16 protein-coding genes are annotated in these 16,622 nt (G+C 62.0%); 8 read left to right on the top strand and 8 right to left on the bottom strand.

The window, feature by feature from the left end; translation table 11 throughout:
* The first annotated feature begins 57 nt into the window (after nt 1-57).
* Nucleotides 58-678: a UdgX family uracil-DNA binding protein gene (locus GNP00_RS09930; protein WP_011582157.1), complete on the top strand. Its 621-nt coding sequence runs from the start codon at nt 58-60 to the stop codon at nt 676-678.
* A gap of 39 nt (nt 679-717) precedes the next feature.
* Here the strand turns inward: GNP00_RS09930 and GNP00_RS09925 are convergent, their stop codons facing one another.
* From GNP00_RS09925 to GNP00_RS09915, 3 genes are all read right to left on the bottom strand, one after another.
* Nucleotides 718-1,983, bottom strand: coding sequence for a glycerate kinase type-2 family protein (locus GNP00_RS09925; RefSeq protein ID WP_011582156.1), 1,266 nt, complete (start codon nt 1,981-1,983; stop codon nt 718-720).
* A 292-nt stretch (nt 1,984-2,275) separates the two neighbouring features.
* On the bottom strand, nt 2,276-3,580 hold the full coding sequence (gene guaD, locus GNP00_RS09920; RefSeq protein WP_011582155.1) for a guanine deaminase: 1,305 nt from the start codon (nt 3,578-3,580) through the stop codon (nt 2,276-2,278).
* Between the two features lie 22 nt (nt 3,581-3,602).
* Nucleotides 3,603-4,817: a urate hydroxylase PuuD gene (locus GNP00_RS09915; RefSeq protein ID WP_011582154.1), complete on the bottom strand. Its 1,215-nt coding sequence runs from the start codon at nt 4,815-4,817 to the stop codon at nt 3,603-3,605.
* A gap of 127 nt (nt 4,818-4,944) precedes the next feature.
* Here GNP00_RS09915 and GNP00_RS09910 point away from each other — a divergent pair, with 127 nt between their 5' ends.
* Nucleotides 4,945-5,865, top strand: coding sequence for a LysR family transcriptional regulator (locus GNP00_RS09910; protein WP_011582153.1), 921 nt, complete (start codon nt 4,945-4,947; stop codon nt 5,863-5,865).
* On the opposite strand, the gene xdhC is transcribed toward GNP00_RS09910, so the two are convergent.
* From xdhC to uraH, 4 genes are all read right to left on the bottom strand, one after another.
* Nucleotides 5,866-6,681, bottom strand: coding sequence for a xanthine dehydrogenase accessory protein XdhC (gene xdhC / locus GNP00_RS09905; RefSeq protein ID WP_011582152.1), 816 nt, complete (start codon nt 6,679-6,681; stop codon nt 5,866-5,868).
* Between the two features lie 217 nt (nt 6,682-6,898).
* A complete protein-coding gene (xdhB, locus tag GNP00_RS09900) occupies nt 6,899-9,244 on the bottom strand; it encodes a xanthine dehydrogenase molybdopterin binding subunit (protein ID WP_011582151.1) in 2,346 nt (781 codons plus the stop codon).
* Complete coding sequence (xdhA, locus tag GNP00_RS09895) at nt 9,241-10,719, bottom strand: xanthine dehydrogenase small subunit (protein WP_011582150.1); 1,479 nt, start codon at nt 10,717-10,719, stop codon at nt 9,241-9,243. The genes xdhB and xdhA overlap by 4 nt, the downstream gene beginning before the upstream one ends.
* Nucleotides 10,720-10,779: 60 nt before the next feature.
* Complete coding sequence (uraH, locus tag GNP00_RS09890) at nt 10,780-11,145, bottom strand: hydroxyisourate hydrolase (RefSeq protein ID WP_011582149.1); 366 nt, start codon at nt 11,143-11,145, stop codon at nt 10,780-10,782.
* Nucleotides 11,146-11,316: 171 nt separating this feature from the next.
* Here uraH and puuE point away from each other — a divergent pair, with 171 nt between their 5' ends.
* The 6 genes from puuE to GNP00_RS09860 all read left to right on the top strand — a co-directional run bounded on the left by puuE (nt 11,317) and on the right by GNP00_RS09860 (nt 15,410).
* On the top strand, nt 11,317-12,753 hold the full coding sequence (puuE, locus tag GNP00_RS09885) for an allantoinase PuuE (RefSeq protein WP_011582148.1): 1,437 nt from the start codon (nt 11,317-11,319) through the stop codon (nt 12,751-12,753).
* Nucleotides 12,750-13,592: a bifunctional allantoicase/(S)-ureidoglycine aminohydrolase gene (locus tag GNP00_RS09880; RefSeq protein ID WP_011582147.1), complete on the top strand. Its 843-nt coding sequence runs from the start codon at nt 12,750-12,752 to the stop codon at nt 13,590-13,592. The genes puuE and GNP00_RS09880 overlap by 4 nt, the downstream gene beginning before the upstream one ends.
* The gene (locus GNP00_RS09875) at nt 13,589-14,086 is read left to right on the top strand and encodes an ureidoglycolate lyase (RefSeq protein ID WP_011582146.1); all 498 of its coding nucleotides are present in this window, start codon (nt 13,589-13,591) and stop codon (nt 14,084-14,086) included. The genes GNP00_RS09880 and GNP00_RS09875 overlap by 4 nt, the downstream gene beginning before the upstream one ends.
* Entirely contained in the window at nt 14,086-14,682 is a 597-nt protein-coding gene (locus tag GNP00_RS09870) for a nucleoside deaminase (protein WP_011582145.1), read from the top strand. The genes GNP00_RS09875 and GNP00_RS09870 overlap by 1 nt, the downstream gene beginning before the upstream one ends.
* A gap of 63 nt (nt 14,683-14,745) precedes the next feature.
* Entirely contained in the window at nt 14,746-15,006 is a 261-nt protein-coding gene (locus GNP00_RS09865; RefSeq protein WP_011582144.1) for an antitoxin, read from the top strand.
* Nucleotides 15,003-15,410: a type II toxin-antitoxin system VapC family toxin gene (locus GNP00_RS09860; RefSeq protein WP_011582143.1), complete on the top strand. Its 408-nt coding sequence runs from the start codon at nt 15,003-15,005 to the stop codon at nt 15,408-15,410. Before GNP00_RS09865 ends, GNP00_RS09860 begins: the two co-directional genes overlap by 4 nt.
* Here GNP00_RS09860 and pcaF read toward each other — a convergent pair.
* Complete coding sequence (pcaF, locus tag GNP00_RS09855) at nt 15,407-16,612, bottom strand: 3-oxoadipyl-CoA thiolase (RefSeq protein ID WP_011582142.1); 1,206 nt, start codon at nt 16,610-16,612, stop codon at nt 15,407-15,409. The genes GNP00_RS09860 and pcaF overlap by 4 nt on opposite strands.
* Nucleotides 16,613-16,622: the final 10 nt, after the last annotated feature.

Genomic DNA, 16,622 nt, shown 5'->3' with positions numbered 1-16,622 from the left:
CGACAAATCTCGGAACTTTTTCGGCAGGCTGCCGCTTGAGCCGGCAGTGAGATTGCCATGGATTTTCCGGAGTCCAAACACGTAAAGCTCAAGACGCTCGATGCGGTGCGCGAGGACGCGCAGGATTGTACGCGTTGCGACCTCTACAAGAATGCCACGCAGACTGTGTTCGGCGAGGGCGGCAACCAGGCGCGCGTGGTATTTGTCGGCGAGCAGCCAGGCGATAAGGAGGACGTGGAGGGCCGGCCCTTCGTGGGGCCGGCAGGCCGGATGTTCGATGCCATTCTGGAGGAAGTGGGCATCGACCGGAAGAAGACCTATGTCACCAATGCGGTGAAGCATTTCAAGTTCGAGCTACGGGGCAAGCGCCGCATTCATTCCAAGCCGAATGCTGGCGAAATCCGCGCCTGCCGCTGGTGGCTCGACCAGGAATTGACACTGATCCAGCCGGATGTGGCGGTTGCTCTTGGCGCCACAGCAGCGCGGGCGCTGGTGGGCAAGGCGGTGCCGGTTATGACGCTGCGCGGCACGATCACCGAAAGCGCGGAGGGCGTGCCCGTCTTCATCACGGTTCACCCTTCCTCCCTTCTGCGCGTTCCGGACGAGATGGACAGGCGCCGCGCGCGCGAACTCTTTGCCGAGGACATGCGCAAGGTGAAAGCGCTGATGAAGGGGTAATGCGTGTCTACCCTCCCCGCAAGGGGAAGGGTAGGCGCCTCATCTCACCAGTACCGCCCTCAAATCATTCACATTCGTGCCCGTCGGGCCCGGCGAGAAGAGATCGCCGAGCATGTTGAAGGCTGCCCAGGAATCGTGGGCGGCAAGAAGCGCTTTCGGGTCCTGGCCGGCATCGCGCAGGCGGGCGGCGGTCGTGTGGTCGGCAAAGGCACCGGCATTGTTTTCAGAGCCGTCGATGCCGTCCGTATCGGCGGCGAAGCCGGTGATGTTCGCCACCCCATCGACTGCAAGGGCGAGCGACAGCAGGAATTCCGTATTGCGGCCGCCGCGCCCGCCCTTTTCGCGGATTGTGACTGTGGTCTCGCCTCCAGAAAGCATGAGCACAGGCTTGTTGAACGGGCGGTCGCGCTGGGCGACCTCCCGGGCAATCGCCGCGTGAACCTGGCCCACCTCGCGCGCCTCGCCCTCAATAGCGTCGGAAAGAATGACCGGCGTGATTCCCTGCTTCTGTGCCTCGGCCGCGGCGGCTTCCAACGAGCGAGCGGCGGAGGCGACGATGTGTACCTCATTGCGCGCGAAGCGCGGATCGTCAGGTTTCGGGGCGTCAGCCAGATGCGAATGAAGGTGGCGGATGGCTGCCGCCGGCAAACGCAGGCCGTATGCCTTTACGATCGCCAGCGCATCCTGGCGCGTTGCGGGGTCAGGAATGGTGGGACCAGACGAGACCAGCGCGGGATTGTCGCCCGGTATATCGGAAACGATGAGGCTCACGACGCGGGCGGGATAGGCGGCGGCCGCAAGCCGGCCGCCCTTGATCGCGGAGAGGTGCTTGCGCACCGCATTCATGGCTGTGATGGGCGCTCCGGAGGCAAGCAGGGCTTCATTGACGGCGATCTCGTCTTCGAGCGTCATGCCGGGCGGCGGGGATGGGAGCAGCGCGGAACCGCCTCCGCAGATCAAAGCCACGACCAAATCATCTTCGGTGAGATTGTTGAGGAGGCGGAGAAGATGGCGTGAGCCCTCCAGCCCGGCTGCATCCGGTACGGGGTGCGCCGCTTCCAGGACGGCAATGCGTCTCGTGGAGGCGCCATAGCCGTAGCGGGTGACGACGGCGCCCTCCAGCGGGCCGTCCCATGCCTGTTCGAAGGCCTGCGCCATTTGTGCCGCGCCCTTGCCCGCGCCGACCACGATGGTGCGGCCCCTGGGACGGGCGGGGAGGAAGTTGCGGACAACTTTGCGGGGATCCGCGGCTTCGACCGCAGCCTGGAAGAGGCTTTCGAAGAAGGGTTTTGCGTCGAATGTCATGAAAGCCTCCCGATTTCCAACCCTTGTCGTCCGACAAGAGCCTCTGTGAATGCTCTTAAGCGGCCGTTGGCGGGGTGTCGATGGTCAGGCATGGATCCTCGGGTCAAGCCCGAGGATGACGAAGAGGAGAGGCTTCCGCCAACACTGACGACTTGCCGCCATTTCCTGCGTTCGTCATCCTCGGGCTTGACCGGAGGATCCATGCCAGAGCGGTCCCAAATCACGACCGCTCAAATCAAAGAGCTTGGTAGCTTTAATTTCCCGGTGTGTGCAATGGATTGCTTACAGCAGATCACAACCCGCCCTTCACCGCTTTTCCCGCCACATAAGTCTCCACCACAGCGCGATCATCGCCCAGGGTTTGCAGCACGAAAAGCTCTTCGGCCAGAGTCTTCGCGCGCTCCATGCGCAGCCGCATGGCGGGGGTGGCGTTGGCATCGAGGAGGACGAAATCCGCATCTGTGCCGGGCTCCAGCGTGCCGATGTGGTGGGCGAGCGACAAGGCTTCGGCATTGCCGCGGGTGACCTGCCAGAAGGAGGCGAGGGGATTGAGCTTCTCGCCATGGGAGGCGATGACCTTGTAGCCCTCATCCATGGTGCGCAGCATGGAATAGCTCGTACCGCCGCCCGTATCGGTGGCCATGGCAATGCGCAGCGGCCCTTCGCGACGGCGATAACGGAAATAATCGAACATTCCGGAGCCGAGGAAGAGGTTTGACGTAGGGCAGAAGACAGCGACGGAGCCTGAATCGGAAAGCGCATCGGCTTCGCGTTCCGAAAGGTGAATGCAGTGGCCGAACAGGCTCTTCGGGCCGGTGAGACCATATTTCTCGTAAATGGCCGTGTAATCGGCGCAATCGGGATAGAGCTCGCAGGAAAGGGCGATCTCGGCGTGGTTTTCCGAAAGATGGGTCTGGATGTGTAGGTCGGGATGTTCGGCGGCCAGCGCCTGCGCCACCTCCATCTGCTCCGGGCTTGAGGTGATGGCAAAGCGCGGCGTGATCGCATAATGGAGCCGGCTCTTGCCATGCCACTTGGCGATCAGCGCCTTGGTATCGTCATAGCTCGATTGCGGTGTGTCGGTAAGCGCTTCGGGCGCATTGCGGTCCATCATCACCTTACCGGCGAGGACGCGCATGTTGCGGCGATGGGCTTCGGCAAAGAAGGCTTCGGCGGATTGCGGGTGGACGGTGCAGTAGACAGCAGAAGTGGTTGTGCCCTGCCGCACCATCTCGTCCAGGAAGGCGGAGGCAATGCGCGCCGCGTGGTCCGCATCGCCGAACTCGGATTCGGCGGGGAAGGTATAGGTGTTGAGCCAGGTGAGAAGCTCCGCCCCGTAGCTCGCGATCACCTGCATCTGCGGAAAATGGGCGTGAGGGTCGATGAAACCAGGCATAAGGAGATGCGGGCGGTGATCGATGACCCTAGCGCCGGCGGCGGCGGGCGCGATTTCGGCGTAGGTGCCGACATTGAGGATAACGCCGCCGTCCACCAGGACCGCGCCATCCTCTTCGTACCGGTAGGAGGAATGGTCGTCGGGCCCCTGCGGTTCGCCGAGAAATGTGAGCAGGCGCGCGCGGATCAGCGTTCTCGTCATCAAACTTGCCTTTCGCGCATGTTCAGCGTGCTTCCTCGAACCAGGTGACGAGCAGGCGCCGCTCGTCTTCGGTAATGCCGGAGACGTTGCCGGGCGGCATGGCGTGGCTCAGCCCCGCCTGAAGATAGATTTCGCGGGCGTGGGCGGCAATCGCGGCATCCGAATCCAGCGCCACGTCCTTTGGAGCCGCATGGATGCCCTCATAGCCGGGCTCAGCCGCATGGCACATGGCGCAGCGCCCCATCACCGTATCGCGCACGGCGGGGAAATGGGTGGAGGCGATGAAGCGCTCTTCGGTCGCCGAAATCCGGCGTTCTCCCGTCAAAATCTGAGGCACGGTGGAGAGCCACATGATGATGACGAAAAGGATGGTGGCGGCCGCCCAGGTCCAGTGCGGGTTGCCCTTTCGCGCGTGGCGCGTGTTGAAAAAATGCCGAATCAGGACGCCGATAATGAAGACCAGCGAGGCGATGATCCAGTTGAACCGGGTGGCGAAAGCCAGCGGGTAGTGGTTCGACAGCATCAGGAAAATCACCGGCAGGGTGAGATAATTGTTGTGCAGCGAGCGCTGCTTGGCCTGCATGCCCAGTTTTGGGTCCGGCGTGCGGCCGGCGTTCATGTCAGCCACCACGATCTTCTGGTTGGGGATGATGAGCAGGAATACGTTGGCCGACATGATGGTGGCGGTGAAGGCGCCGAGATGAAGGAAGGCGGCACGGCCGGTGAAGATCTGGGTGTAGCCCCAGCTCATCGCGACGAGGATCGCATAGAGAACGAGCATCAGGCCGGTATCGCTCTTGCCCAGCGGCGACTTGCAGAGCGCGTCGTAAAGAAGCCAGCCGAGGCTGATGGAGGCAAGCGAGATCAGGATCGCAACCGGTGCGGAGACGTCGAGCACGTTACGATCGATCAGGTAAAGATCCGCCCCGGCATAATAGACGATGGCAAGCAAGGCGAAGCCTGATAGCCAGGTGGAGTAGGACTCCCATTTGAACCAGGTCAAATGCTCGGGCAGGTAGGCCGGCGCGACCATGTATTTCTGGATGTGGTAAAAGCCGCCGCCATGCACCTGCCATTCCTCGCCGGAAACGCCTTCGGGCAGGCCGGGGCGCTTCACCAGGCCCAAATCCAGAGCGATGAAGTAGAAGGACGAGCCGATCCAGGCGATGGCGGTCACCACATGCAGCCAGCGCACCGCGGAGGACAGCCACTCCCATATTACGGCGAAATCGTTCAAATGCCCGCTCCCATTTCCGGCTTCTGAGGCAAGCTTACGGCTTCTGCTCTAAAGGAAAAGAGATGGAGAGCACGATGACTTTCAAATTTTTCTGGAAAATCGCAGAGCTGTCGGTTTGATAGGCGTCATGGCTTATCTGGACAATCTTGCTGTTTTCGTGCGTGTGGTGGAACTGGGGGGCCTTTCGGCGGCAGGGCGCGACCTGCGCATCTCGCCTGCGGTTGCATCCAACCGCATCAAGGAATTGGAAAAGCATCTCGGCGTGCGGTTGCTCAACCGCACGACACGGCAGCTCACCGCGACGGAACATGGCCGTGTCTTCTATGACGGCGCCAAGAGGGTGCTTGAAGCCTTGGACGAGGCTGAAGGGGCCGTGGCCGCGCTTTCCGGCCAGCCGCGCGGCACGATCCGTGTGACGGCGCCGCTCGGTCTCGGTAAACGCCTGATCGCCAGCGGCATTCCGGAATTCCGTGAGCGCTATCCGCAGATTGAGGTGAGGCTCAGGCTTTCGGACCGTGACGTGGACATCATGCGTGAGGGGATCGATGTCGCTTTCAAGCTGGGGCTCCTGGAAAATTCAAGCCTCCGCATGCGCGGCATCATGGATTGCGAGCGGGTGCTGGCGGCTTCGCCCGTTTATCTTGAACGGCGCGGGGAGCCCGAGCGGCCGGAGCAACTGGTGGAGGAACAGCACGATTGCCTGATGCTTCGCTTCCCCGGCGTGCGTGAGTATTTCTGGACGCTGGCGACGCCGGAGGGGCCGAAGAAATTCGAGGTGCGCGGGCCTTTCGACACGGATGATGGCGATGTGATCACCGGCTGGGCGCTCGCCGGCCACGGGATCATCAATAAGCCACGCTTCGAGATCGAGCCTTTCATCCGTGACGGACGGCTCAAGATCATTCTGGCCAAAACACCGCCGACAACGGTTACGCTGGCGGCGGTCTATCCGCACAAGAAGCTGCAGGATCCCAAGGTGCGTCTGCTGGTGGATTTCATGGCCGAGCGTTGCCAGCGCATGATCGAGGAGATTTTGAGGGGGCGGTGATCAGCTCAGCGCCCGCATCACCTCTGCTGCCGTCATGGCGGCGATGACAGCGGGTCGCTTGTCGCGAACCGTTTCGCCTCCGATAGGTGTGATGAGCCGGGAAAGGCGCGGCTCCTCGCCGCCGTTTTTCAAATACCAGCTTCTGAAGGTAGCCTTCTTCGTCTTCGAGCCGATCATGCCGACATAGGAGGCATCTTCGCGGGCCAAGGCTTCGGCGGCGAGGAGGAAATCCAGCGCATGGTCGTGGGTCAGGATGATGAAGGCCGAATGCGGCGGCGCTTCGCGGATAACCTCTTCCGGCACGGGCGTCAGTCTCGTTTCCACCTCGGGCGGCAGATCTTCGATAGCTTCGGCCCGAGTCTCGACCAGCACGGTGCGCAGGGGCAGAAGGGCAAGCGCGTCGGCAAGGGCGTGTCCCACATGGCCGCCGCCGAGAAGATAGACATGTGGCCGGGCATGGTCCTCCTCTTGCGCGCGCTTCAGGATTGCGGAGCGATCCCGCGCGTCGGCAATACGGATGTCCAAATTGACGCGGCCGCCGCAGCACTGGCCGATCTCCGGACCCAAGGGGATATCCATTGCGCCGCTGGCGGTGTTTGCCGAAATCAGCTCGCGCGCCTTGGCAATCGCAAGGAATTCGAGCTGTCCACCGCCGATCGTGCCGAAGGTCTTTTCGGGCGAAACGAGCATCCACGCGCCCTTCTCACGCGGGGTCGAGCCTTTTGCTTCCGTCACGCTGATCAGGGCGACGGGGGCGGCGTCGAGGAAAGTGGCAAGGCTCTTTGAGAGGGCAATCATGAAAGCAGCAGCCTGCATGCGCCAATACCCCCCTCTGCCCTGCCGGGCATTTCCCCCTCAAGGGGGGAGATTATGCTTTCATTGCTGCCTCGCGATTGCCTGCAGCGCCGAAAAGTTGGAGCCAGGGTTACGGCCAGCCAATCTCCCCCCTTGAGGGGGAGATGCCCGGCAGGGCAGAGGGGGGTGATGTACAGCGAAAGCATTTCAGAACAATAGTAGGCCAAGGCCGAGTATTCTACCGCCCCGCCTCCGCCTTCAATCGTTCCACGGCCATCAGCACGCGCTCGGGCGTGGCAGGAGCATCGAGGCGCGGGCAGATCCTGTGGTCCGCCACGCTCGCAACGGCGTCGGAGAGTGCGTGCAGCGCGGAGATCGCCAGCATGAAGGGCGGCTCGCCGACCGCCTTGGAACGGTGGATCGTGGGCTCGGCGTTTTCCGCCCAATCGGCAAGCTTCACATTGAAGATTTTCGGCCGGTCCGAAGCGAGCGGGATCTTGTAGGTCGAGGGTGCATGGGTGCGAAGCATGCCCTTCTCATCCCAGACCAGCTCTTCCGTGGTGAGCCATCCTACGCCTTGAATGAAGCCGCCCTCGATCTGGCCGAGGTCGATCGCGGGGTTCAGTGAACGGCCCGTCTCGTGCAGGATATCCACCCGCTCCACCATATATTCGCCGGTCAGCGTGTCGACGGAAACCTCCGTGCAGGCGGCGCCATAGGCGAAATAGTAGAAGGGATGCCCTCGGCCCTTCTCGCGGTCCCAGTGGATCTTCGGCGTCTTGTAGAATCCGGCGGCGGAAAGCTGGATGCGCGCCTCATAGGCCTGGCGGATGAGATCAGGGAAGGGGATCTCCTGATTGCCGACGCGGACGCGGTTGGGAAGGAAAACCACCTGCTCGCGGGGCACATCATAGCGTCCGATGGCGAAATCGATGAGGCGATCTTTGATCTGGCGGGCGGCGTTCTGCGCCGCCATGCCGTTCAGATCGGAGCCGGAGGAAGCTGCGGTAGCGGAGGTGTTTGGCACCTTGCCTGTCGTCGTCGCGGTGATTTTTACCCGGTCGATATCGATTTGGAACTCTTCCGCCACGACCTGCGCCACTTTCACGTAGAGGCCCTGGCCCATTTCGGTGCCGCCGTGGTTCAGGTGTACCGAGCCATCCGTATAGACATGCACCAGCGCGCCCGCCTGGTTGAAATGGGTGGCGGTGAAGGAAATGCCGAACTTGACGGGCGTAAGCGCGATGCCGCGCTTTACGATTGCACTTCCCGCATTGAATTCGGCTATGGCGCCGCGGCGGGCGGCATAATCCGCACTTTCCTCCAGCCCGCTCACCAGGCGGTGGATGATGTTGTCCTCGACCGTCTGGTGGTAGGGCGTGACGTTGCGTTCCGTTTCGCCATAGAAATTCTTCTTGCGGATTTCGAGCGGGTCCTTGCGAACCGCGAAGGCGATTTCCTCAATGACGCGTTCCGCGCCGACCATACCTTGAGGCCCGCCGAAGCCCCGGAAGGCCGTGTTGGAAACCGTATTGGTGTAGAGCGGCGCGGAGAGCGCGCGCACGGCGGGATAGAAATAGGCGTTGTCGCAGTGGAAGAGCGCGCGGTCTGTCACCGGCCCGGAGAGATCGGCCGAGAAACCGCAGCGCGCCGCATATCTGAGGTCGACGGCCAGAATGTTGCCCTGATCATCGAAGCCCACATCGTAATCGATCAGGAAATCGTGGCGCTTGCCGGTTGCGATCATATCGTCGTCGCGGTCGGGGCGGAGCTTTACCGGCCTGCCGGTTCGCTTGGCGGCAACCGCAGCCACCGCGGCAAAGAGATTCGCCTGTGTCTCCTTTCCGCCGAAGCCGCCGCCCATCCTGCGCACTTCAACGGTGACGGCGTGTGAGGGGACGCCCAGCGCGTGAGCCACCATGTGCTGCACTTCGCTAGGGTGCTGGGTCGAGGAATGGACGGTCACATCCAGGTCCTCTCCGGGGACAGCGAGCGCGATCTGGCCTTCCAGATAGAAATGGTCCTGCCCGCCCACACGCATTTGCCCGTTGATGCGGCGGGGCGCGGCACCAAGCGCCTTCTCCACATCGCCGCGCTCAAGCTTCAAGGGCTTGGTGACAAGCCGGGGGTTCTGCGGATCGGCTCCTGCGATATCGATGATCGCGGGCCTTTCCTCATATTCGATTTTCGCAAGACGGCAGGCGCGCCGCGCAGCCTCACGCGTTTCTGCCACGACGGCGAAAATCGGCTGGCCGAAAAACTGTACTTCCGTTTCCGCGAAGATCGGCTCGTCGTGATGACCGGTGGAACTGATGTCATTTTCGCCGGGGATGTCCCGGGCGGCAAGCACCGCAACCACGCCGGGTGCGGCTTCAACCTGAGACAGGTCTATTGCGCGAATGGTTCCGTGGGCAATCGCGGAAAGGCCGAGATAGGCGTGCAGCGTGCCTGCAGGCTCCGGCATATCGTCGATATAGACGGCCTCGCCGGTAACGTGCTTGTGGGCGGAATCGTGGCGGAGATCCGTGGCCACGCCGCCGGTTATCTTCGTGGAGCTAAAATCGGAAGCGGCGGGTTTGTTCATGCCACCGCCTCGTATCTTTGAAGCGTAACAGGCCCGCTCGCCCCGGAAGTTTCAAGGTAAAGGCGGCGCAGCAGGTTCTTCGCGGTCATCATGCGGTATTCGGCAGACGCGCGCATGTCGCTTATGGGCGTGAAATCCTGCTCATAGGCCGGCAGCGCTTGCTCAATGGTCTCGATCGTCCATGGCCTGCCGTGAAGTGCCGCTTCCACGGCCAATGCGCGTTTCGGTGTGGCAGCCATGCCGCCATAGGCGATGCGGGCCGATGCCACCGTGCCATCCGCATCCAATGTTACGGCAAAGGCGCCGAGCACCGCGGTGATGTCCTCATCGCGCCGCTTGGAAATTTTCCAGACGGCAAAGCGCGTCTCGGGCGCAGGCAAGGGGACATGGACGGCTTCGACAAATTCGCCGGGCTGACGATCCTGCCTGCCATAGGCGATGAAGAAATCCTCCAGCGGGATCGTTCGCCGGCTTTGCCCCTTGCGGAGCGTCAGCGTGGCCCCGAGCGCGATCAGCGGGGGCGGGGTATCGCCGATGGGCGAGCCGTTGGCGATATTACCGCCGATCGTGCCCATATTGCGCACCTGATCCCCGCCGATGCGTTCGATCAGCTGGCCAAGCGCAGGGATGCGGTCTGAAAGATAGGAGAAGGCATCGGAGTAGCTGACGCCGGCGCCGATGGTGATGACCCCGTCCTCTTGAGAGACGGTGCGGAGCTCATCCAGCCCGCCGATGAAGACCGCAGGCGCGATCTCGCGCATGAATTTCGTCACCCACAGGCCGACATCGGTCGAACCGGAGACGATGGTGGTATCCGGCTCTGCTTCCAGAATATCGGCCAAATCATCGACGCTCGCGGGGATCGCGAGACGGTCTTGGCCGGTGCCGATCTCCACGCGCGTGCCATCCTTTATGCGCTTGAGTTCGGCGATTATAGCCGCACGCTCCAGCGCGAGCGGATCGGATGCAGGCTCGCCATAGGAGGAAATCGCGCGGGCGGCGCGCATAATGGGCTCGTAGCCCGTGCAGCGGCAGAGATTGCCCTGCAGCGCTTTCTCGATGTCCTTATCGGAAGGACGCGGATTGCGCATCCAGAGCGCGTAGAGCGACATCACGATGCCCGGCGTGCAGAAGCCGCATTGGGAGCCGTGATGATGCACCAGCGCCTGCTGGACCGGGTGGAGGCTGCCGTCGGGGCGCTTCAGGTGCTCGATGGTGACAACATGGCAGCCATCAAGCGAAGCGAGGAAACGAATGCAGGCATCAACGCCTTCATAGATCACGGCATCACCGGAGAGGCGGCCGACCAGGACGGTACAGGCTCCGCAATCGCCTTCAGCACATCCTTCCTTGGTGCCGGTCAGCCGGCGGTTCAGCCGCAGATAATCGAGCAGGGTCTGGCCGGGACGGAGGTCGCGCAGGACGATCTTTAGGCCGTTGAGGAGAAAACGGATCTCGTTGCGGGTGGCGGTCATGAGGCGTCGTGCCCTTTGGCACCCCCCTCTATCCCGGTAAAGCGCGCCATCAGCATTTGCTCAGCTCCCCCGATACGTAGAGTAGCCATAGGGCGAGACGAGGAGCGGCACATGGTAATGCGCATGCTCAGCCATGCCGAAGCGAATCGGCACCTGGTCGAGAAAAGGCGGTGCGGGAAGCGCGGTGCCCATTGCGCGCAGATAGGCGCCGACTTCGAAGACGATTTCGTATCGGCCAGGCGTGAAACTTCTGCCTTCCAGAAGCGGCGCGTCGCAGCGGCCGTCGGCATTGGTTCTGACGGTCTTCAGATGCGTGCGCATGTCACCGTTGAACCTGTAAAGCGCGATTTCCATGCCCGCGGCGGGCCGGCCTGCCGCCGTGTCAAGAACATGGGTCGTCAGCCGGCCTTCAGCTTGTTCACCCATGCGGTCTCTCCCTACTTCTTTTCTGTGCTGTCGATTGTGCGGCAAATCGGCGGCGTGCATAAGGGGGGTGGGGTAGAAAGGCTGCAAAAAGACTTTCAAATTTTTTGCAGGGAATAAGCCCGGAAACCTTCGGCTATCGTTGAAAACGAGATGAGCGCGGAGAATGCAGACATGAGGCGCTATTTCCGGAATATGCGAGGCTACGGAGCCAATCCGCCGAATCCCAAGTGGCCCGGCGGCGCCTATGCGGCGGTGCAATTCGTCGTCAATTACGAAGAGGGCGGCGAAAACTGTATCCTGCATGGGGATGAGGCATCCGAGGCCTTCCTCTCGGAGATTGTCGGAGCGCAGCCCTGGCCAGGCATGCGGCACTGGAACATGGAGTCGATTTACGAGTACGGCGCTCGCGTCGGCTTCTGGCGGCTACACCGCATGTTCACCGAGGCCGAAGTGCCCGTAACCGTCTATGGTGTTGCGACTGCGCTCGCCCGCTCGCCGGAACAGGTGGCGGCCATGAAGGAGGCATGCTGGGAAATTGCGAGCCACGGGCTTCGCTGGATCGACTATCGCGCCCATTCGGAAGAGGAGGAACGCAGGGATCTGGATGAAGCCGTGCGGCTGCACACTGAAGTCGTGGGCGAACCGCCGAAAGGGCTTTATCTTGGGCGTACGTCGGTGAACTCCGTCAAGCTCGCCATCGAGCAGGGCGGGTTCGACTGGATCTCCGATACCTATGACGATGACCTGCCTTACTGGCTCGACCACGACGGGCATGGGAAGCCTGCGCGGCCGCAGCTCGTCATCCCATATACGCTCGACGCCAATGATATGCGATTTGCCACGCCGCAAGGGTTCAATTCCGGCGACCAGTTCTTTGCCTACCTGAAGGATGCGTTTGATACGCTCTATGAAGAGGGAAGGCGCGGCCGGCCGGCCATGATGAGCGTGGGCCTCCATTGCCGGCTGATCGGCCGGCCGGGGCGGGCGGCCGCGCTCAGGCGCTTCATCGATTATGTAAAAGGCCATGAGAAGGTGTGGCTGCCGCGGCGGATGGATATCGCCCGTCATTGGATGGAGCATCACCCCTATCAAGCGCCGACGCTGAGGCCGAGCCGCATGGGGAAAGCGGAGTTCGTGGAGCGCTTCGGCTCGATTTTCGAGCATTCGCCCTGGATCGCCGAACGGGCCCATGACTTGGAGCTCGGGCCGGCGCATGACAGCGCCGTGGGCCTTCACAACGCGCTGGCGCGAATGTTCCATTCGGCAGGCGAGGAGGAGCGGCTGGGCGTGCTGAAGGCGCATCCAGACCTTGCGGGCAAGCTCGCGGCAGCAAAGCGGCTCACGCCGGAATCGGCGAAGGAACAGGCTTCGGCTGGCCTCGACGCGCTGACGGACGAGGAGCGCGCGCGCTTCACTGACCTCAACACGCGCTACATGGAAAAATTCGGCTTTCCCTTCATCATTGCCGTCAAGGACAACACGAAGCAAAGCATCCTGCGAGCCTTCGAGACACGTATCGAAAAGGGCCCGGAAGAGGAGTTCGCTACGGCCTGCGGCCAGGTGGAGCGGATCGCTTATCTGAGGCTCAAGGACATCCTGCCGTCATGACCAGAAACTATTACGCGCCCACGGGCGGACACCCGCCACAAACGGATCTTCTTACCGGGAGGGCCGTCTTCACCGAAGCCTATGCGGTGATTCCCAAGGGGGTGATGCGCGATATCGTCACCAGCGTCCTGCCACTTTGGGAAAAGACGCGGGCCTGGATCATCGCGCGGCCGCTCTCGGGATTTGCCGAGACCTTCTCGCAATACATCATGGAAGTGCAGCCGGGCGGCGGCAGCGAAAAGCCTGAGCCGGACCTTGAGGCAGAGGCAGTCCTTTTCGTCGTCGAAGGCGAATTAACGGTGGAACTGGATGGCCGGAAGCATCGGATGGAGCCGGGCGGCTACGCGTTCCTGCCGCCTGAAAGCCGCTGGACGGCCCGAAACGAGAGTTCCGCACCTGTGCGCTTCCACTGGATTCGCAAGTCTTATGAGAGCGTAGACGGGGTTCCTGTGCCGGAGGCGTTCTTCGTCAACGAGAAGGATATCGCGCCGACGGCGATGCCGGGCACCGAGGGAAAATGGGCCACGACGCGCTTCGTCGACCCGGAGGACGTGCGGCACGACATGCATGTGACGATCGTGACGTTCGAGCCGGGCGCGGTAATCCCCTTCGCGGAGACGCACGTCATGGAGCACGGGCTCTATGTGCTCGAAGGCAAGGCGGTCTACCGGCTCAACCAGGATTGGGTGGAAGTGGAGGCGGGAGATTTCATGTGGCTCAGGGCATTCTGCCCACAGGCATGCTACGCTGGCGGCCCCGGCAAGTTCCGCTATCTGCTCTACAAGGATGTAAACAGGCACGCAGCGCTGAAACCGCTGTGGCGGAGAGTGGATAAATGAGGAAAATCATCGCCGAACCTTTGACGAAAGATGCGTTTGCGCCATTCGGCGACGTGATCGAGGCGGAGGAGGGGACCAGCTTCCCGATCAACAACGGCAAGACCCAGCGCTTTCACGATCTGGCGAAGGTCGAGGTGGGCGGAGAAAACGCGCGGGTGATGGTGAGCATCGCGCGCGGGCAGCCTTACGACCTGCCGCTAACTCTGAACATGGTGGAGCGGCATCCACTGGGAAGCCAGGCTTTCATGCCTCTTACGTCCAGCCCCTTTCTAGTAATCGTCTGCCCGGACGAAAGCGGCCGGCCGGGGGTGCCGCGTGCCTTCATCACCAAGCCGGGGCAGGGCGTGAACTATGCCCGCAACACCTGGCACGGCGTGCTGACGCCAATCGGGGAGGAGCAGGATTTCCTGATTGTCGACCGCGGCGGGGAGGGCAACAATCTGGAGGAGTTCTTCTTTCCCGAACCCTATGAAATCCACCTGCCGGAGCGGTGATGAACCCTGAACCGACACTTATCGACCGGCTGCTCGATGTGATCGAATACGATATCGTGCCCAAGACCGAAGCCGGGGTGGCGGCGGGGAACAAGATCTTCGGCGCGGCCATTCTGCGAAAGCGCGATCTGTCGCTGGTGATCGCAGAGACCAACAACGAGATCGAAAACCCGCTCTGGCATGGCGAGATGCATGCGTTGAAGCGCTTCTACGAGATGCCGAAGGAGAGCCGGGCCGACACGAAGGACTGCATCTTCCTCTCAACGCATGAGCCCTGCTCGCTCTGCCTTTCGGCCATCACCTGGAGCGGCTTCGACAATTTCTTCTATCTCTTCAGCCACGAGGATTCGCGGGATTCATTCGCCATTCCGCACGATCTGAAGATCCTGAAGGAGGTCTTTCGGCTGGAGCCCGGCGGCTATGCGGCGCAGAATGCGTTCTGGAAAAGCTACTCCATACCGGCGCTGGCGCGGGAATTGCCGGAGCCGGAAAGGGAAGGGGCGGCAAAACGGATCTCGAAGCTCTCCGGGGTCTATGCGAGGCTTTCGGAAACCTACCAGAAGAGCAAGGCCGAGAACGACATTCCGCTGAATTAGCCTTTGTTGTCGATAGCCTGCCGGTGATATATATCATGGTATATATCACCGATGGAGGCGCCTATGCCCCAGATCGCAAAGCTTTTCTGGAACGGCCGCAGTCAGGCCGTACGATTGCCTGCCGAATTTCGTTTCGAGGGTGACGAGGTGGAAATTCGCCGTGATTCCGAGACGGGAGATGTGATTCTTTCTCAGAGCCCTCGGCGCACGGAATCATGGGACAAATTCTTCGAACTGCGTGAGCGGATTCCTTCAGAGGAGCTGGAAGGCTTTATGGAGGATCGCGAGCAGGGCGTCCACGAGCGTGACGATCCGCTGGCATGAAGCAGCGCTTCATGCTCGACACTAACGCCGTGAGTGCCTTTATGCACGGCCGAAGTACCACGCTGGACTGGCGAATTTCGGCCTATGGAAAAGCCGAACTTTGCGTTTCCGTTGTGACCTACGCTGAGACCAGATACGGACTTGCCCAGCGGCCGGAAGCAAAACGCTTAGCGGCGGCTGCTGACGCATTGTTCGATCTGGTTGAGATCCTACCGTGGACAGCGGAAGTGGCGTGCCGATATGGCGAGATGCGGGCGCAGCTTAGAAGAGAGGGACGAATGCTCCAGCCGCTCGACATGCTGATTGCCGCACACGCCCTGGAAGCGGGCGCGACGCTGGTGACCAGCGATCGCGCCTTCCGCTTCGTTCCCGGCCTTATGGTCGAGAATTGGCTTGAGGGTTAAACGCGCTCCAGCGCCAGCGCGATCCCTTGGCCGACTCCGATGCACATGGTGGCGAGCGCCAACCTTGCGCCGCGCTCCCTGAGTTCCAGCGCCGCCGTGCCGGAGATGCGCGCGCCGGACATGCCCAGTGGATGGCCGAGGGCGATGGCGCCGCCATTGGGGTTCACATGCGCCGCGTCTTCCGGAATGCCAAGTTCGCGCAGCACGGCGATGCCCTGCGAAGCGAAGGCCTCGTTTAGCTCCACAACATCGAAATCGGACGGCTTCAAACCGAGGCGGGCGCAGAGCTTCTTCGATGCCGGTGCCGGACCGATGCCCATGATGCGCGGGGGAACGCCGGCCGTGGCGCCGCCCAGCACGCGGGCGATGGGCGTGAGGCCGTATTTCCTGGCTGCCGCTTCCGATGCAATGATGAGGGCCGCGGCACCGTCATTGACGCCGGACGCATTGCCGGCCGTCACGGAGCCGTTCTCGCGGAACGGAGTGGGAAGCTTGCCGAGCTTTTCCACCGTGGTGCCAGGACGCGGATGCTCGTCCTTGTCGACAATGATGGGATCGGCCTTGCGCTGGGGAATGGTGACGGGCACGATTTCCTTCGCCAGGCGGCCATTCTCCTGCGCCGCAACGGCCTTGTCCTGGCTGCGGACGGCGAATGCATCCTGGTCTGCGCGGCTTACCTTGAAGTCTGCGGCGACGTTCTCCCCGGTCTCGGGCATGGAATCGACGCCATATTGCTTCTTCATCAACGGATTGACGAAGCGCCAGCCGATGGTGGTGTCATAGATCTCGGCATTTCGGGAGAAAGCCGTGTCCGCCTTCGGGAGCACGAAGGGTGCGCGGCTCATGGATTCGACGCCCCCCGCAATCATCAGCTCGGCCTCGCCTGCCTTGATTGCACGAGCGGCGGTGGCAACCGCGTCCATGCCGGAGCCGCAGAGCCGGTTGATGGTAGAACCAGGAACCTCAACGGGAAAGCCTGAAAGCAGCACAGCCATTCGGGCGACGTTGCGGTTGTCCTCGCCGGCCTGGTTGGCGCAGCCATAGATCACGTCGTCGACCGCTGCCCAATCGACTTCCTTGTTGCGCTCGACAAGCGCCTTTAAGGGGATGGCGGCAAGGTCATCCGCGCGCACCGATGAAAGAACACCGCCGAAGCGGCCTATCGGTGTGCGGACATAATCGCAGATGAACGCTTCGGCCATGATCTATGCT

This window comes from Chelativorans multitrophicus, assembly GCF_011317445.1.
GTDB lineage: Bacteria > Pseudomonadota > Alphaproteobacteria > Rhizobiales > Rhizobiaceae > Chelativorans > Chelativorans multitrophicus.
The sequence above is the reverse complement of the archived record's forward strand: the minus strand, read 5'-3'. Positions and strand labels throughout refer to the sequence as shown.

What these genes read in the sequence shown, in the direction of transcription:
- GNP00_RS09925 (WP_011582156.1), bottom strand. Translation starts at nt 1,983, where the DNA reads ATGACATTCGACGCAAAACCCTTCTTCGAAAGCCTCTTCCAGGCTGCG.
- guaD (WP_011582155.1), bottom strand. Translation starts at nt 3,580, where the DNA reads ATGACGAGAACGCTGATCCGCGCGCGCCTGCTCACATTTCTCGGCGAA.
- GNP00_RS09910 (WP_011582153.1), top strand. Translation starts at nt 4,945, where the DNA reads ATGGCTTATCTGGACAATCTTGCTGTTTTCGTGCGTGTGGTGGAACTG.
- uraH (WP_011582149.1), bottom strand. Translation starts at nt 11,145, where the DNA reads ATGGGTGAACAAGCTGAAGGCCGGCTGACGACCCATGTTCTTGACACG.
- pcaF (WP_011582142.1), bottom strand. Translation starts at nt 16,612, where the DNA reads ATGGCCGAAGCGTTCATCTGCGATTATGTCCGCACACCGATAGGCCGC.
- xdhA (WP_011582150.1), bottom strand. Translation starts at nt 10,719, where the DNA reads ATGACCGCCACCCGCAACGAGATCCGTTTTCTCCTCAACGGCCTAAAG.
- GNP00_RS09930 (WP_011582157.1), top strand. Translation starts at nt 58, where the DNA reads ATGGATTTTCCGGAGTCCAAACACGTAAAGCTCAAGACGCTCGATGCG.
- GNP00_RS09880 (WP_011582147.1), top strand. Translation starts at nt 12,750, where the DNA reads ATGACCAGAAACTATTACGCGCCCACGGGCGGACACCCGCCACAAACG.
- xdhB (WP_011582151.1), bottom strand. Translation starts at nt 9,244, where the DNA reads ATGAACAAACCCGCCGCTTCCGATTTTAGCTCCACGAAGATAACCGGC.
- puuE (WP_011582148.1), top strand. Translation starts at nt 11,317, where the DNA reads ATGAGGCGCTATTTCCGGAATATGCGAGGCTACGGAGCCAATCCGCCG.
- GNP00_RS09870 (WP_011582145.1), top strand. Translation starts at nt 14,086, where the DNA reads ATGAACCCTGAACCGACACTTATCGACCGGCTGCTCGATGTGATCGAA.
- GNP00_RS09860 (WP_011582143.1), top strand. Translation starts at nt 15,003, where the DNA reads ATGAAGCAGCGCTTCATGCTCGACACTAACGCCGTGAGTGCCTTTATG.
- xdhC (WP_011582152.1), bottom strand. Translation starts at nt 6,681, where the DNA reads ATGCAGGCTGCTGCTTTCATGATTGCCCTCTCAAAGAGCCTTGCCACT.
- GNP00_RS09875 (WP_011582146.1), top strand. Translation starts at nt 13,589, where the DNA reads ATGAGGAAAATCATCGCCGAACCTTTGACGAAAGATGCGTTTGCGCCA.
- GNP00_RS09865 (WP_011582144.1), top strand. Translation starts at nt 14,746, where the DNA reads ATGCCCCAGATCGCAAAGCTTTTCTGGAACGGCCGCAGTCAGGCCGTA.